At 62.3% G+C, this 14,436-nt stretch carries 17 protein-coding genes and 1 tRNA gene; 5 read left to right on the top strand and 13 right to left on the bottom strand.

The features are described from left to right. Positions 1 to 9: 9 nt before the first annotated feature. From secD to queA, 4 genes are all read right to left on the bottom strand, one after another. Positions 10 to 1,872, bottom strand: a complete 1,863-nt coding sequence (gene secD / locus LVS58_RS10005) for a protein translocase subunit SecD (RefSeq protein WP_233690945.1) — start codon at positions 1,870 to 1,872, stop codon at positions 10 to 12. Between the two features lie 63 nt (positions 1,873 to 1,935). Then, entirely contained in the window at positions 1,936 to 2,271 is a 336-nt protein-coding gene (gene yajC, locus LVS58_RS10000) for a preprotein translocase subunit YajC (protein ID WP_233690944.1), read from the bottom strand. Between the two features lie 42 nt (positions 2,272 to 2,313). Beyond that, positions 2,314 to 3,429 carry a tRNA guanosine(34) transglycosylase Tgt gene (gene tgt / locus LVS58_RS09995; protein WP_014589748.1) on the bottom strand — a complete coding sequence of 372 codons (1,116 nt, stop codon included), beginning with the start codon at positions 3,427 to 3,429 and terminating at the stop codon, positions 2,314 to 2,316. Positions 3,430 to 3,443: 14 nt separating this feature from the next. Beyond that, entirely contained in the window at positions 3,444 to 4,493 is a 1,050-nt protein-coding gene (gene queA / locus LVS58_RS09990) for a tRNA preQ1(34) S-adenosylmethionine ribosyltransferase-isomerase QueA (RefSeq protein ID WP_233690943.1), read from the bottom strand. 105 nt (positions 4,494 to 4,598) lie between these two features. Here queA and LVS58_RS09985 point away from each other — a divergent pair. Together LVS58_RS09985 and LVS58_RS09980 are read left to right on the top strand one after the other, a co-directional pair. Continuing rightward, a tRNA-Leu gene (locus LVS58_RS09985) sits at positions 4,599 to 4,683 on the top strand. A gap of 150 nt (positions 4,684 to 4,833) precedes the next feature. Then, the gene (locus tag LVS58_RS09980) at positions 4,834 to 5,313 is read left to right on the top strand and encodes a GNAT family N-acetyltransferase (RefSeq protein ID WP_233690942.1); all 480 of its coding nucleotides are present in this window, start codon (positions 4,834 to 4,836) and stop codon (positions 5,311 to 5,313) included. A gap of 10 nt (positions 5,314 to 5,323) precedes the next feature. Here LVS58_RS09980 and LVS58_RS09975 read toward each other — a convergent pair whose 3' ends face one another. Together LVS58_RS09975 and LVS58_RS09970 are read right to left on the bottom strand one after the other, a co-directional pair. Further along, positions 5,324 to 5,620 carry an addiction module antidote protein gene (locus LVS58_RS09975; protein WP_233690941.1) on the bottom strand — a complete coding sequence of 99 codons (297 nt, stop codon included), beginning with the start codon at positions 5,618 to 5,620 and terminating at the stop codon, positions 5,324 to 5,326. Beyond that, the gene (locus LVS58_RS09970) at positions 5,617 to 5,910 is read right to left on the bottom strand and encodes a type II toxin-antitoxin system RelE/ParE family toxin (protein ID WP_019472637.1); all 294 of its coding nucleotides are present in this window, start codon (positions 5,908 to 5,910) and stop codon (positions 5,617 to 5,619) included. The genes LVS58_RS09975 and LVS58_RS09970 overlap by 4 nt, the downstream gene beginning before the upstream one ends. A 223-nt stretch (positions 5,911 to 6,133) precedes the next feature. Here LVS58_RS09970 and LVS58_RS09965 point away from each other — a divergent pair, with 223 nt between their 5' ends. Then, entirely contained in the window at positions 6,134 to 7,027 is an 894-nt protein-coding gene (locus tag LVS58_RS09965) for a bestrophin family protein (protein WP_233690940.1), read from the top strand. Positions 7,028 to 7,063: 36 nt separating this feature from the next. On the opposite strand, the gene phnE is transcribed toward LVS58_RS09965, so the two are convergent. Genes phnE through LVS58_RS09945 form a run of 4 tightly spaced genes read right to left on the bottom strand, consistent with a single transcriptional unit; the run spans position 7,064 to position 10,309 of the window. Then, the gene (gene phnE / locus LVS58_RS09960) at positions 7,064 to 7,831 is read right to left on the bottom strand and encodes a phosphonate ABC transporter, permease protein PhnE (RefSeq protein WP_233690939.1); all 768 of its coding nucleotides are present in this window, start codon (positions 7,829 to 7,831) and stop codon (positions 7,064 to 7,066) included. Then, positions 7,828 to 8,655: a PhnE/PtxC family ABC transporter permease gene (locus LVS58_RS09955; RefSeq protein ID WP_233690938.1), complete on the bottom strand. Its 828-nt coding sequence runs from the start codon at positions 8,653 to 8,655 to the stop codon at positions 7,828 to 7,830. Before LVS58_RS09955 ends, phnE begins: the two co-directional genes overlap by 4 nt. Next, positions 8,649 to 9,458 (bottom strand): phosphonate ABC transporter ATP-binding protein, encoded by an 810-nt coding sequence (locus LVS58_RS09950; RefSeq protein ID WP_233690937.1) that lies wholly within the window; start codon positions 9,456 to 9,458, stop codon positions 8,649 to 8,651. Before LVS58_RS09950 ends, LVS58_RS09955 begins: the two co-directional genes overlap by 7 nt. Beyond that, entirely contained in the window at positions 9,455 to 10,309 is an 855-nt protein-coding gene (locus LVS58_RS09945) for a putative selenate ABC transporter substrate-binding protein (RefSeq protein WP_233690936.1), read from the bottom strand. Before LVS58_RS09945 ends, LVS58_RS09950 begins: the two co-directional genes overlap by 4 nt. Before the next feature lie 126 nt (positions 10,310 to 10,435). Here LVS58_RS09945 and selD point away from each other — a divergent pair, with 126 nt between their 5' ends. Both selD and mnmH read left to right on the top strand, forming a co-directional pair. Beyond that, a complete protein-coding gene (gene selD / locus LVS58_RS09940) occupies positions 10,436 to 11,470 on the top strand; it encodes a selenide, water dikinase SelD (protein WP_233690935.1) in 1,035 nt (344 codons plus the stop codon). Further along, complete coding sequence (gene mnmH, locus LVS58_RS09935; RefSeq protein WP_233690934.1) at positions 11,470 to 12,582, top strand: tRNA 2-selenouridine(34) synthase MnmH; 1,113 nt, start codon at positions 11,470 to 11,472, stop codon at positions 12,580 to 12,582. The genes selD and mnmH overlap by 1 nt, the downstream gene beginning before the upstream one ends. Positions 12,583 to 12,716: 134 nt before the next feature. On the opposite strand, the gene LVS58_RS09930 is transcribed toward mnmH, so the two are convergent. The 3 genes from LVS58_RS09930 to LVS58_RS09920 form a co-directional block, all read right to left on the bottom strand. Continuing rightward, the gene (locus LVS58_RS09930; protein WP_233690933.1) at positions 12,717 to 13,103 is read right to left on the bottom strand and encodes a lysozyme inhibitor LprI family protein; all 387 of its coding nucleotides are present in this window, start codon (positions 13,101 to 13,103) and stop codon (positions 12,717 to 12,719) included. A gap of 20 nt (positions 13,104 to 13,123) precedes the next feature. Then, a complete protein-coding gene (locus LVS58_RS09925; protein WP_233690932.1) occupies positions 13,124 to 13,663 on the bottom strand; it encodes a hypothetical protein in 540 nt (179 codons plus the stop codon). Between the two features lie 86 nt (positions 13,664 to 13,749). Beyond that, positions 13,750 to 14,313 (bottom strand): GNAT family N-acetyltransferase, encoded by a 564-nt coding sequence (locus LVS58_RS09920; RefSeq protein WP_233690931.1) that lies wholly within the window; start codon positions 14,311 to 14,313, stop codon positions 13,750 to 13,752. Positions 14,314 to 14,436 lie beyond the last annotated feature (123 nt).

Raw genomic sequence — 14,436 nt, 5'->3', positions numbered from 1 at the left:
GCAGCTCCCTCAAACCCACAGCTTCTTGATGTCACGCCCGCCGCAGGTCAGGTTGACCATTGCGCGAGTCACCATGACGGCGGTGAACATCGAGGTGAAAATCCCGAGGGACATGGTAACCGCAAAGCCTTTGACCGGGCCGGTACCCATGGCGAACAGGATACCGCCGACCAGCAGGCTCGTCAGGTTGGCGTCGATGATCGCGGTGTACGCGCGGTTGAAGCCTTCGTGGATGGCACGCTGCACCGACATACCGGCTTTCAGCTCCTCGCGGATACGCGAGAAGATCAGCACGTTGGCATCCACCGCCATACCCATGGTCAGCACGATACCGGCAATACCCGGCAGCGTCAGGGTAGCGCCCAGCAGCGACATCAACGCCAGCAGCAGGACCATGTTGCCCGCCAGGGCGATGGTGGCGATCACGCCGAAGCCGCGATAGATGGCGATGATGAACAGCGAGACGAACAGCATGCCCCACAGCGACGCATCGATACCCTTGGTGATGTTGTCGGCACCCAGGCTTGGGCCAATGGTACGTTCTTCAGCGAAGTACATCGGCGCGGCCAGACCACCAGCACGCAGCAGCAGGGCCAGCTCGGACGATTCGCCCTGGCCGTTCAGGCCGGTGATGCGGAACTGGCTGCCAAGCGGCGACTGGATGGTCGCCAGGCTGATGATTTTCTTCTCTTCCACGAAGCTCTGTACGGCAACGTCTTTTTCGACGCCACCAACAGTCTGCTTGACGTAGCGGGTGACGGGCTTCTGCTCGATGAAGATCACCGCCATGCTGCGGCCGACGTTGCTACGGGTAGCACGGCTCATCAGCTCGCCACCGTGGCCATCCAGGCGAATGTTCACCTGCGGGCGGCCGTGTTCGTCGAAGCTGGCCTGGGCGTCGGTAACCTGGTCACCGGTGATGATCAGGCCCCGCTCGACTGCGGCGGAGCGGCCGCCCTCACGGAACTCGAACACCTCGGTAGTGGCCTTGGACGCACCCGGTTCGGCACCAAAGCGGAACTCCAGGTTGGCCGTTTTACCAAGGATACGCTTGGCTTCGGCAGTGTCCTGCACGCCTGGCAGCTCGACCACGATACGGTTGGCGCCCTGGCGCTGTACCAGGGGCTCCGCCACCCCCAGCTCGTTCACGCGGTTGCGCACGGTGGTGAGGTTCTGCTTGATCGAGTATTCGCGGATCTCGGCGACTTTCGCCTGGGTCAGCGCCAGACGCAGCACCGCAAGCTCGTTGCGCTCGGTGGTGGTCAGGTCGAAGTCGTTGAAATTCTTGCGGATCAGGGCACGTGCCTGTTCGCGGGTGGCATCGTCAGCGAAGCCCAGCATGATGCCGCCATCCTGCTGAGGCAGGCTGCGGTAGCGGACGCGCTCTTTGCGCAGCAAGGTCTTGACCTCGCCTTCGTAGACTTTCATGCGGGCAGTCATGGCCTTGTCCATGTCCACTTCCAGCAGGAAGTGCACACCACCGGACAGGTCCAGGCCCAGCTTCATCGGGCTTGCGCCCAGGTTGCGCAGCCATTGCGGGGTAGTCTGGGCCAGGTTCAGGGCCACGACGTAATCATCGCCCAGTGCCTTGCGCACTACATCCTTGGCTGGCAACTGGTCTTCCTGATTGGTCAGGCGGATCAGCCCGCTGCCCTTTTCACCCAGGCTTGCACCCTTGACGGCGATCTTGGCATCGACCAGCGCCTTGCTGACGCGATCGAGGTCGGCCTGATTCACCTGCAGCGCCGAGCTGGCACCGCTGATCTGTACCGCCGGGTCATCCGGGTAAAGGTTGGGAGCGGAATAAATGAAACCGACCACCAGTACCAGCACGATCAGTGCATATTTCCACAGAGGATATTTGTTCAGCATCACGCCGCCCGTTCAAGACGCGGGGCGCGTTGCGCGCCCCGACTGGAAAATAAAACCGGTAACTCAGATAGCCTTGAGCGTACCTTTTGGCAGGGTCGCAGCAATGGCACCCTTCTGGAACTTCAGCTCGACAGTGTCGGACACTTCCAGCACCACGAAGTCATCGGAAACCTTGACGATCTTGCCGGCGATGCCGCCGTTGGTGACAACTTCGTCACCTTTCTGCAAGTTGCTCAGCAGGTTCTTCTGCTCTTTCGCGCGCTTGGCCTGCGGGCGCCAGATCATCAGGTAGAAGATGACCAGGAAACCGACCAGGAAAATCCACTCGAAGCCGGTACCGGCTGGGCCAGCGGCAGGTGCTGCAGTGTCCGCGAATGCGGCGGGGATGAAGAAGCTCATTGGGCACTCCTAATGTAATTTTCTAATAATGGATGCGGACAGTCAGTCCAAGGGCGGTACAGGAAGCCCGCGCTTGGCGTAGAAGGCGTCGACAAAGGCGGCCAATTTACCCTGTTGAATAGCCTCGCGTAAACCGGCCATCAAGCGCTGATAATGGCGCAAGTTGTGGATGGTATTCAGCATGCTGCTCAGCATTTCGCCGCATTTGTCCAGATGATGGAGATAGGCGCGCGAGAAGTTGGTGCAGGTATAGCAGTCACAGGTCGGATCCAGCGGCGATTCATCGTGACGATGAAACGCATTGCGGATCTTGATCACCCCTGTATCAACGAACAGATGACCGTTGCGCGCGTTACGCGTCGGCATCACGCAGTCGAACATGTCGACGCCGCGGCGCACACCCTCAACGAGATCTTCCGGTTTGCCTACCCCCATAAGGTAACGAGGTTTGTCAGCAGGCATTTGGCCCGGCAGATAATCCAGCACCTTGATCATTTCGTGCTTGGGCTCGCCCACCGACAGGCCGCCAATGGCCAGGCCGTCGAAACCGATGTTTTCCAGGCCTTCCAGCGAGCGCATGCGCAGGTCCTGGTACATGCCGCCCTGGACAATGCCGAACAGCGCTGCGGTGTTGTCGGCATGGGCGTTCTTCGAGCGCTGGGCCCAGCGCAGCGACAGCTCCATGGAAGTGCGCGCCACATCGTGCTCGGCCGGGTACGGGGTGCACTCGTCGAAGATCATTACCACGTCCGAGCCCAGGTCACGCTGAACCTGCATCGACTCTTCCGGGCCCATGAACACCTTGGAACCATCGACCGGTGAAGCGAAGGTCACGCCCTCTTCCTTGATCTTGCGCATGGCCCCCAGGCTGAATACCTGGAAACCACCGGAGTCGGTGAGGATCGGGCCTTTCCACTGCATGAAATCGTGCAGGCCGTTGTGCTTCTTGATCACCTCGGTGCCCGGACGCAGCCACAGGTGGAAGGTGTTGCCGAGGATCATCTCGGCGCCTATGGCCTCGATGTCGCGTGGCAGCATGCCCTTGACCGTGCCATAGGTGCCCACCGGCATGAATGCCGGGGTTTCCACGGTGCCACGTGGGAAGGTGATGCGACCCCGACGGGCCTTGCCGTCGGTGGCCAGCAGTTCGAAGGACATTCGACAGGTGCGACTCATGCTTGATCCTCGGGCCCGCGTGGCGCCGGATTGCGGGTGATGAACATGGCATCACCGTAACTGAAGAAGCGGTACCCATGCTCGACCGCTGCCGCGTACGCAGCCATGGTCTCGGGGTAGCCGGCGAAAGCCGAGACCAGCATCAGCAGCGTGGACTCCGGCAGATGGAAGTTGGTGACCAGGGCATCGACCACATGGAACGGCCGGCCCGGGTAGATGAAGATGTCGGTGTCGCCACTGAAGGCCTTGAGCACGCCATCACGCGCGGCGCTTTCCAGCGAACGCACACTGGTGGTGCCAACCGCGATCACCCGACCGCCACGGGCACGGCAGGCCTCGATAGCATCGACCACATCCTGGCCCACCTCGAGCCACTCTTTATGCATGTGGTGATCTTCGATCTTGTCGACCCGCACCGGCTGGAAGGTGCCGGCGCCCACATGCAGTGTGACGAAGGCGCGCTCGACGCCCTTGTCGGCGATCTTTTCCAGCAGCGCCTCGTCAAAGTGCAGGCCTGCAGTAGGCGCGGCGACCGCGCCGGCGCGCTGGGCGTAGACAGTCTGGTAGCGCTCACGGTCGGCACCCTCGTCCGGGCGGTCGATATAGGGTGGCAACGGCATATGGCCGACACGGTCGAGCAACGGCAGCACTTCTTCGGTGAAGCGAAGCTCGAACAGTGTGTCATGGCGTGCGACCATTTCGGCCTCGCCACCGCCATCGATGAGGATGACCGCGCCTTCCTTGGGCGCCTTACTGGCACGCACATGGGCCAGCACCCGGTGGCTGTCGAGCACGCGTTCGACCAGCACCTCCAGCTTGCCGCCGGAGGCTTTCTGGCCAAACAACCGCGCCGGGATCACCCGGGTGTTGTTGAACACCATCAGGTCGCCGGGGCGCAGATAGTCGAGCAAGTCGGGGAATTGCCGGTGCGCCAGCGCGCCGGTAGGCCCATCGAGCACCAGCAGACGGCTGCCATGGCGCTCGGCCAACGGGTGGCGGGCGATCAGGGAATCAGGGAGTTCGAAGGAAAAATCGGCGACGCGCATGATGATGTTCGGTTCGACAGGGCCGGGAAGTTTAGCCCAATGTGTGAAAATTGACCATGAAAGCCGATTGACCGACCAGCGGCACCTCTTTATACTGCGCGCCACGCCCTGATGGCGGAATTGGTAGACGCGGCGGATTCAAAATCCGTTTTCGAAAGGAGTGGGAGTTCGAGTCTCCCTCGGGGCACCAAAATCCGGAAAAAACCGACCTTACGGTCGGTTTTTTTTTGCTTACGATTTGTGCCCGTCATTGACGCCAGGATTTGAATCTTGTGCAGTACCTGTAGGAGCGGGTTTACCCGCGAAGAGGCCCCGCCAGCCAACGCGAGAAGGACCTGCCATGCACCTGACCCACCGCCCCATCCTGCCAGAAGACATCCCCGTTATCTGCAGCTTCCCGCAGAGCCCGGACGAACTGTTCTACATGTTCCCCAAAGCCACCTACCCCCTCACCCCCAACCAGCTGAGCGACGCCATAGCCCAACGCAGCGGCTCCACGGTAGTGGAAGGTAACGGCGCTGTCCTGGCCTTCGCCAATTTCTACAAAGCCGAACATGGCGGCCTATGTGCCCTGGGCAACGTAGTGGTGGCCCCCAGCGCCCGCGGCCTTGGTGTAGCGCGCTATCTGGTAACGGCAATGATCGACCTCGCCCGCCAGCAGTACAACGCCCGGGAGGTCTGGGTGTCATGCTTCAATCACAACACCGCCGGCCTGCTGCTTTATCCACAGCTGGGCTTCACACCGTTCGGCATCGAGGAGCGGCAGGCGTGGGACGGCAAGCGGGTAGCGTTAGTGCAGATGAAGCAAATACTGACTTAACCGAGCTGCATCAGCGGGTCATTGCATGTGGCTGAACGAGAAGGTCCACCCCCAGAGCACGAATGACCCTCAATACAGTGTCAAAACGAGGCTTCGCGCCAGGGCTCAGCGCCTTGTACAGGCTTTCTCTACCCAGCCCACTCTCCGTAGCAATATGTGTCATGCCCCGTGCACGAGCGATATGGCCAAGTGCTCGAATGATTTCCTCGGTATCGCCATCTGATAGCACCTGGCTAAGGTATTCACTGACTGCCTCATCGCTGCTCAACAAGGCTGCCATATCAAACGGGATCAATTTTTCGCTCATTTCATCTCCTTCAGCAGCTTTCTGGCTTTGAGGATGTCGGCGGCCTGGGTGGACTTGTCGCCGCCGACCAGCAGTAAAACCAACCTCTGCCCCTTTTGCGTGAAATAGACGCGATAACCGGCAGCTACGTCGATGCGAAGCTCACCAATACCGCCGCCAAGCCACTTGAAGTCACCAAGATTGCCCGCCGCTGCTCGCTCCAGCCTACGACCTATCGCCAGCCTGGCCCTCAAATCTCTCAAGCTCGATAGCCAAGCGGCAAAGCTTTCCGTCTGTTCAACGAGAAACATCAAGTGGTCACCCAATCGTATCCTTATGGATACACCCATTCAAGGACTGAAGCGGCCCACTCTGTCGTTTTTGAGCTGAATCAGGAATTCAGGCACATCTGATAAGCTGGTCAGATTTTTCCCTTCGTTTCAGCTACAAAATCCCTTGCAACACTCAACCCTCGAACCTTCGACGAGCCTCGGCGTCCCATCCTGCATCCCCCGCGTTTCGAGGTACCCCCGCGTGAAAGACATCATCGCCCGCAAGTACCGCCTGGTGGTGAAGACCATCGGCTATATCGGCTGGTCGCTGTTCTGGCTGCTGATTTGGGATGTGCTGGTCACCATCGATTTCATGCTGTTCTTGAACAGCAAGTTCACCCTGCCCCTGATCCCGCTGACCTTGCTGGGCTCAGCGCTGGTGGTGCTGGTGAGTTTTCGCAACAGCAGCGCCTACAACCGCTGGTGGGAGGCTCGCACCCTGTGGGGGGCGCTGGTAAACAGTTCGCGCAGCTTCGCCCGGCAGACGCTGACGCTGATCGATGACCCGGGTGACGGCCTGAACCCGGTCAAGGCCACCCTGCTGCGCCGGCATATCGCCTATGTGAACTGCCTGGCGGCGCACCTGAAAGGTGAGCCCTGCCCGGATGAGCTGATGGCCTTCATCCCCCCGGCGGAGTTCGAACGGCGCAACCGCTCGAACAATTTCGCCAATGACATTCTCGGAGGCTCGGCAGCCTTGCTGGCGCGGGAATACCAGGCCGGGCGACTGGACAGCATTCGCATGGCGCGGCTGGAGTCGACGCTGGTAGACCTGTCCAACGCCCAGGGCGGCATGGAGCGGATTGCCAATACGCCATTGCCCTACCCCTATGTGTATTTCCCACGGCTGTTCATCACCCTGTTCTGCCTGATCGTGCCGGTGGGGCTGGTGGAGTCGTTAGGCTGGTTCACGCCGCTGGCGTCGACGGTGGTAGGGTTCATGTTGCTGGCCATCGAGCGGATCGGCACGGATTTGCAGAGCCCGTTCAGGTTCAGTGAGCATCAGATCCAGATGGATACCATATGCGAGACGATCGAGCGTAACCTGGAGTCAATGCAGCGGGAGGCGCAATGTGCCGAGGCTGTAGGTGCCTGAGAGATGTCGGGGCTGCTTTGCAGCCCGGGCTTTCCGTCAGGCCCGCACATAGCGCTGACGCAACACATCACTCGATACATCCACCAGCAACACCAACACCAGCATACCGATGATCACCGTACTGGCCTGGGCCTCCTGGAACAGACTCAAGGTGGTGTACAGCATCTGCCCCAACCCGCCCGCCCCCACGAACCCGAGCACGCTGGCCATGCGGATGTTGTTCTCCCAGCGGTACAAGCTGTAGGCCAGCAACTGCGGCCACAGGTTGGGCAGGGTACCAAAGCAGAACGCCGCCACCTGGCTGCCCCCCTGCAAACGGATCGCCGCCGCCGGCTCGGGCGGGGCGTTCTCAAGCGCCTCGGCAAACAGCCGCCCCAGCACGCCAGCGGTGTGCAACGCCAAAGCCAGGGTACCGGCATTGGGCCCCAGCCCAGCCGCCAACACAGTCAGCGCAGCCCACACCAGTTCAGGAATGGCACGCAAGGCATTGAGCAGCAAGCGCGCGGCCCCTTGCAACGGCCAACCGAAGCGACCCGCCGCCGGCAGTGCCAGCAACATTCCCAATACCATTGCCAACAAGGTGCCCATGCCAGACATGGCCAGGGTTTCCAGCGCCCCGCGCCACACCGCCTTGAGGTGCCCCGCAGAAAGATCCGGCTGCAGGAAGCGCCCGGCGTACTCGCCCATCTGTCTCAGCCCGCCATTGCCGACCAGTGCGTGCAGGTCCAGCTCCAGGTATGCGAACGAGGCCACCACCGCTGCCACGATGGCGCCCAACAGCACCAGGTTGATCGCCCGGTTCATGACAGCCTCCAGCGCAGCAGGCGGCTGAGCAGGTCGGCCAGGATTACCAGCAGCAAGAACGTCAACAGCATGCTCGCCACTTGCGCGCCAGCAAACATACGCATCGACAGGTCGATCTGCTGGCCCAGCCCGCCAGCACCGACAAAGCCCATCACCACCGAAGCCCGCACCGCGCACTCCCAGCGGTACACGGTGTACGACACCACTTCAGAGGCAGCATTGGGCAGGATACCGTACAAAAACGCCGCCAGCCGGCCACTGCCCGCCTGCAACAAGGCATGCGCCGGGCGCTGGTCGACCGACTCGAATATTTCGGCGTAAACCTTGCCGAGCATGCCACTGTAGGTGATGGCGATAGCCAGTACGCCCGCCGTCGGCCCCAGCCCCACGGCGCGCACGAACAGCAACGCCCAAACGATCTCCGGCACGCTACGCAGGAAAATCAGCAGCCCGCGCACCGGCAGGCGCAACAGTCGCGACCAGAACCCGGCCCGCCCGCCGCGTGAAGCAGCACGCAAGGACAAGGCACGGCTGGCCAACAAGCCAGCCGGGATCGCCAACAGCAACGCCAGCGCCATGCCGGCAGTCGCCACAGCCAGGGTCTGCAAGGTGGCTTCATACAGCAGTGCAAGAAAATCGGCATCATGTGCCGGCGGCCAGAAGGCGCTGGTAAAGCTGGCAATCTGCTGACGATTGTCCGCCTGTAACAGCACACCGGGGTTCAGTTCGCTTGACTGGATAGCCGGCCACAGCACTGCCATCGCCAACAAAGCCAGCAGCAACCGCGGCAGCAGCGCCGGGTCGCGGGCGTCAGCCTTCAGCATCGCGGAATCTGCACGGTCAGGATCGGCCCTTGGGTTGGCGGCGGAGCCAGTTGTTCGTTGGCGTAGAGCGCATCCAGCAGTTGCTCGGTGACCGCTTCGGCCGGGCAGTCGAACACAAGCTGCCCTTCCCGAATGCCAATCACCCGCGGAAAATGCGCCAGCGCCAGCTCTACGGCGTGCAGGCTCGCCACCAACGTCACGCCATTCGCCTGGGCATGGCGATTGAGCAAGGCCAGGCTGTGGTCGGCCAACACCGGGTCCATGGCCGACACCGGTTCGTCGGTCAGCAGCACCTGCGGGCGCTGGTACAACGCCCGAGCAATGCCCACCCGCTGCAACTGGCCACCGGACAACTGCCCACACTGCACGAACAGCTTGTCGGCAAGGCCCAGTTCGGCCAACGCCTGACGCGCCCCTGGCACATCGCTGGGATACAGCAAATTGAGCAAGCCGCGCAAAGTACCCCATTGCCCCAGGCGACCCGCCAGCACTGCGGTCACCACCCGCTGACGCGGTGGCAAAGGCGGCGCCTGATGCACCAGGCCAACCTTTGCGCGCAGTCGCTGGCGTGCCCTTGCCGACAGCGCCCAAGGCTGCTCGCCAAGCAACTCCAGGTGCCCACTGCTGGGCTCGATGGCGGTGGCCATCAGGTGCAGCAAGCTGGACTTGCCCGCCCCCGACGGCCCGATGATGGCGACACGCTCGCCCTGCGTGATACGCAGGCTCACCGCGTCAAGCGCGCGAACCTGGCCATGGCGCAGGCTGGCACCGTGCAGATGGATTGCCGCATTCAAAGCCGTCACTTGAGCAGGCCGGCCTCGCGTGCAGCTTGTTCGGTGCCCTTGTAGTTCTCAGGCTTGGTCTCGATAAAGCGGCTGGCGGCCTGCAGGTCCAGGATTGCCTTGTGCTCCGGGTTGCTCGGGTCGAGGTCCAGGAAGGCCTTCTTGATTTTCTGCTTCAACGCCGGGTCCATGTTGCCGCGCACGGTCCAGTTGTAGTCGAAGTAGGTGGGGGTGGTGGCGAACACCTTCACCTTGGTGGTATCGACCTTGCCGGCATCCACCAGTTTTTGCCACACGCTGGCGTTCAGCACGCCACCATCGACCTTGCCGGCCTGCACCCAGGCCACGGTCGCATCATGGGCGCCAGAATAGGCCACGCGGCTGAAGTACTGCTCAGGCTTGATATTGTCCTGCTTGAGCATGAAGTAACGTGGCATCAGGCTGCCCGAGGTGGACGAAATGGAACCGAAGGCAAACGACTTGCCCTTCAGGTCGGTCAGGCTTTTCACGTCGGGGTTGGCGGTGATGAACTTGGAGGTGAACTGGGCGTCCTGCTCACGCTGTACCAGTGGTGTGGCGGTCGGGTCCTTCAGGTGCACCTGAACGAACGTGAAGCCCCCCAGCCAGGCCAGGTCGAGGCGGTCTGCGGCCAGCGACTCGACCACCGCCGGGTAGTCCGCCACGGGTACGAACTTCACTTCCATGCCCAGTTGCTTGGCCAGGTACTCACCCAAAGGCTTGAACTTGCGCTGCAGCTCGGTCGGCGCTTCGTCGGGGATGGCGCTGACCCGCAGGGTTTCGGCGGCCTGAACGACAGCGGCACAGCAAGACAGCACGAGGCCGGCGGCGAGCGCCAGGGGGCGGTTGAGCATGGGTGTTCTCCGGTTCAATAGCGGGGAAGTGCCGACACATTTGCCGACACAGGGAATTATAAGAGGCAAGGGCCCAAAGGCCAGCTTTGCTACAATCGCGCAACAATTTGACCTGCAGAGGTGCGTATGAGCGAGCCGATTCGCCTGACCCAGTACAGCCATGGCGCCGGCTGTGGTTGCAAGATCTCCCCCAAGGTCCTGGACGTGATCCTTGCCGAAAGCGGCACCCAGGCCCTGGACCCGAAACTGTGGGTCGGCAATGCCTCGCGCGACGATGCAGCAGTGTATGCGCTGGACGAGGAGCGAGGCGTGGTTTCGACCACCGACTTCTTCATGCCGATCGTCGATGACCCTTACGACTTCGGCCGCATAGCCGCCACCAACGCCATCAGCGACATCTATGCGATGGGCGGCGACCCGCTGATGGCCATTGCCATCCTCGGCTGGCCGGTCAACGTACTGCCGCCGGAAGTCGCCCGCGAAGTCATCCGCGGCGGCCGCGCGGTGTGTGCCGAAGCGGGTATCCCGCTGGCCGGCGGCCACTCGATCGACGCGCCCGAGCCGATCTTCGGCCTGGCCGTCACCGGCGTGGTCAGCAAGCGCCACCTCAAACGCAACGACACCGCCAGCGCAGGCTGCCAGCTGTACCTGACCAAGCCCCTGGGCATCGGCATCCTCACCACAGCCGAGAAGAAGGCCAAGCTGCGCTCGCAGGACCAGGGCCTGGCCCGCGACTGGATGTGCACCCTCAACACGCCCGGCAGCCGCTTCGGCAAGCTGGACGGGGTCAAGGCCATGACCGACGTCACCGGCTTCGGCCTGCTCGGCCACCTGGTCGAGCTGGCCGAAGGCAGCGGCCTCACCGCGCACCTGAATTACGCCGCCGTGCCACGCCTGCCTAGCGTCGACCACTACCTGGCCGAGGGCTGCATCCCCGGTGGCACCCTGCGCAACTACGACAGCTACGGGCACAAGATCGGCGCCCTCAGCGACGACCAGAAGCACCTGCTGTGCGACCCGCAAACCAGCGGTGGCTTGCTGGTTGCTGTTGCCCCGGAGGGTGAAGCCGAGTTCCTCGCCGTGGCTGGCGAAATGGGCCTGAAACTGTCTCCGATCGGCCAGCTGGTCGAGCGACAGAGCCATGCGGTCGAGGTGATCTGATGCGCCCCGACTGCACCGACTTCCGTCAGCTGTTTATCGACGACGTGCCGATGATGGACATGCGCGCCCCTGTCGAATTCGCCAAAGGCGCCTTCCCTGGCGTGGTAAACCTGCCGCTGATGAACGACCAGGAGCGGCAGAAGGTCGGCACCTGCTACAAGCAGCAGGGACAGGCCGCCGCCCTCGCCCTGGGCCACCAGCTGGTCAGTGGCGCCACCAAGCAGGCCCGTCTGGAGGCCTGGGCAGCGTTTGCCAAGGCCCACCCTGACGGTTACCTGTACTGCTTCCGGGGCGGCCTGCGTTCGCAGATCGTGCAGGGCTGGCTGCGCGATGAGGCGGGTATTCAGTACCCGCGTATCAAAGGCGGCTACAAGGCCATGCGTACCTTCCTGCTGGAGACTACCCAGCAAGCGGTGGAGCAATGTGATTTCGTGCTGGTCGGTGGACTGACCGGTACCGGCAAGACCGATGTGCTGCACCAACTGGACAACGTGCTCGACCTCGAAGGCCACGCCAACCATCGCGGCTCCAGTTTCGGCAAGCGCGCCACTGCGCAACCGGCGCAGATCGACTTTGAAAACCAGCTGGCAATCGACGTGCTGAAAAAGCGCGCCCGCGGTATCGGGCAGTTCGTGCTGGAAGATGAAGGCCGCATTGTCGGCAGCTGCACGGTGCCGCTGGCGTTGTACCAAGGCATGCAGCATTACCCGCTGGTGTGGCTTGAAGACAGCTTCACCAACCGCGTGGAGCGCATCCTGCGCGACTACGTGGTCAACCTGAGCGCCGAGTTCAAGGCCGTGCATGGCGAAGACGACGGTCCCCGCTTGTTTGCCGAACGCATGCTGCAGAGCATGGCCAACATCTACAAGCGTTTAGGTGGAGAGCGCTATCAGCGCTTGTCCGAGATGCTGCGCGAAGCCTTGCAAGAGCAGCAGCGCAGCGGCGCAGTAGACCTGCACCGGGGCTGGGTCGAAGGCTTGCTGAACGAGTACTACGACCCGATGTATGCCTACCAGCGCGCAGCCAAGGCCGAGCGCATCGAGTTTGCCGGGGATGCCGTGGAAGTGCGCGAGTACCTCAAGGCCCGGGCGCTGCGCCAACCGCGCCAATAGAACCAGCGCCATGCAGCGCTCTGTAGGAGCGGGTTTACCCGCGAAGAAGGCAACGCGGTGCCTGACACCGTAAAGCCGGTGTTGGCGGCTAACCCCGCGCCTGCAAATGTAGGCCAATCATGCCTGATCAGGGGCTACTGCCCAGGACTAAGCACCCGCTCCAGCTCCGCGGCACGGTCGCGGGTCATCTCCATGATGCAGGTGCCACCTTCCAGCTGCGCCATGGTTCCGCCACTGGCCTGTACATGGAACTGGCAATTGCCATCACGGTAGGCCAGCCACTTGCGCTGCACATCCCGCAGGCTCTTCTGCTGCCCGGCATCCAGGTTGCCCATCAATTGCTTGTACACCCGGTTCAACCGCTGGTCCTGCACGTGCGTTTCGGCCCCGATGCACGCGTTCATGGCCACGGTGCTGGAGGCCTTGTCCATGCACTGCCCGTAGGCCGCCGTGTAATCGTCCGCCACTGCCAACGGCAGCACGCCAGCCAGTGCCAGGCCAGTCAGGTAATGCTTGATCATGCAACCCCTCCTCGTGGGTTTCAAAGCGTCTGCGGCTGCTCCGGGGGCATCAGCACTTTGCCTGGCTCGAAGCGCAGCGAGGGCATTTGCGCCGCTGCATACAACGTAACCCCCAGGGCGGCAATCAAGGCGACATCAAGCCAGTTCCAGCCTGGCACGTCGTCAGCTCTTCGCGCCTTCCAGCAAAACCAGGCTTGCCCCAGGCAAAACACCACCATCGCTGCCAGCCACAGGTAGAAGCCAGCACCAAAGCCGGTAAGGTCATGAAACTCATAGCTGCGGTTATCCGGCAAACGGTCGATGCCAAAACTGCTGGCAGCCAGATACGCCGCCCCAAGCCCGGCCAGCAAGGCCAGCCGGCGAAACCGACGATGGGCAAGGATGGCAAGGGCCAGCAGCGGATTGGCAAACCATTGGTACAAGCCGAACGGCATGCCCCATGGTCCGTACAGCAGCATCTGCAGTGCCGGCATGTGACGCTCGCCGCTCATCAGCGCGCCATCGAAGAACAGGGCGAGCAGATACAGCAGCAGGCTGATACTCAGGTAGAAAACGGGCAAAGGGGATTCCTGAGAGAAACGGGACAGCCTACGACCTTAACCCAGGCCCTGCCCCGCTTCCAAATTCACGCTCGGGTGTTATGAGATCAGGCTACTGGCGGCTCCAGCAGCAGGCCGTAAATACCCGAGTCGGACAGCTCACCCGCCACGCACCAGCGCGCCCGCAAGGTGCCTTCCAGCACAAAACCTTGGCGCTCCAGGGTGCGTGCCGAGCCCTGGTTGCGCGGGTCGATTTCGCCTTCCAGGCGGCGCATGTGCAAGGTGTGGGCGAGGTAGTCGATGAAGCAGGTCAGAGCCTCGTCCATGTAGCCCCTGCCCTGCACGGCGCTGGCCAGGCAGTAGCCGATTTCACCGCGGCGGGAAATGTCGTCGATGTTGAACAGCTGGACCATGCCGATCAGTTCGCCGTTGTCGCGACGGTACATGCCGAGCTTGAGCTGGTCGCCATTGGCATAGGCTTCGCGGTCGGCGGCCAGGGCGCTCTCGGCTTCAGCCAGGTCTTTCCAGGGTGCATGATGCCAATAGCGCATGACCTCGGGGTCGGCCATGATCGCCAGCCACTGCGCGGCATCGGCATGACGCATGGGGCGCAGTTGCAGGCGTGGGCTGTCTAGGCAGAGGTCACTGGGGAAACTGCGGGGAGGGGTCACGCCGGATCTCCTGTCCATTGCTGGGGAGATGACAGTTTAACGTCATGTGGGGTGGTCGGGGCAGGTGTTGGGTTATGGCGTGTGTTTGACGAGGCTTGCCCTGGGATTTTTAGGGGCGCGTAA

Source organism: Pseudomonas sp. JR33AA (assembly GCF_021378985.1).
In the GTDB taxonomy this organism is placed as follows: domain Bacteria; phylum Pseudomonadota; class Gammaproteobacteria; order Pseudomonadales; family Pseudomonadaceae; genus Aquipseudomonas; species Aquipseudomonas alloputida.
This window is presented reverse-complemented; position numbering and strand designations above follow the sequence as displayed.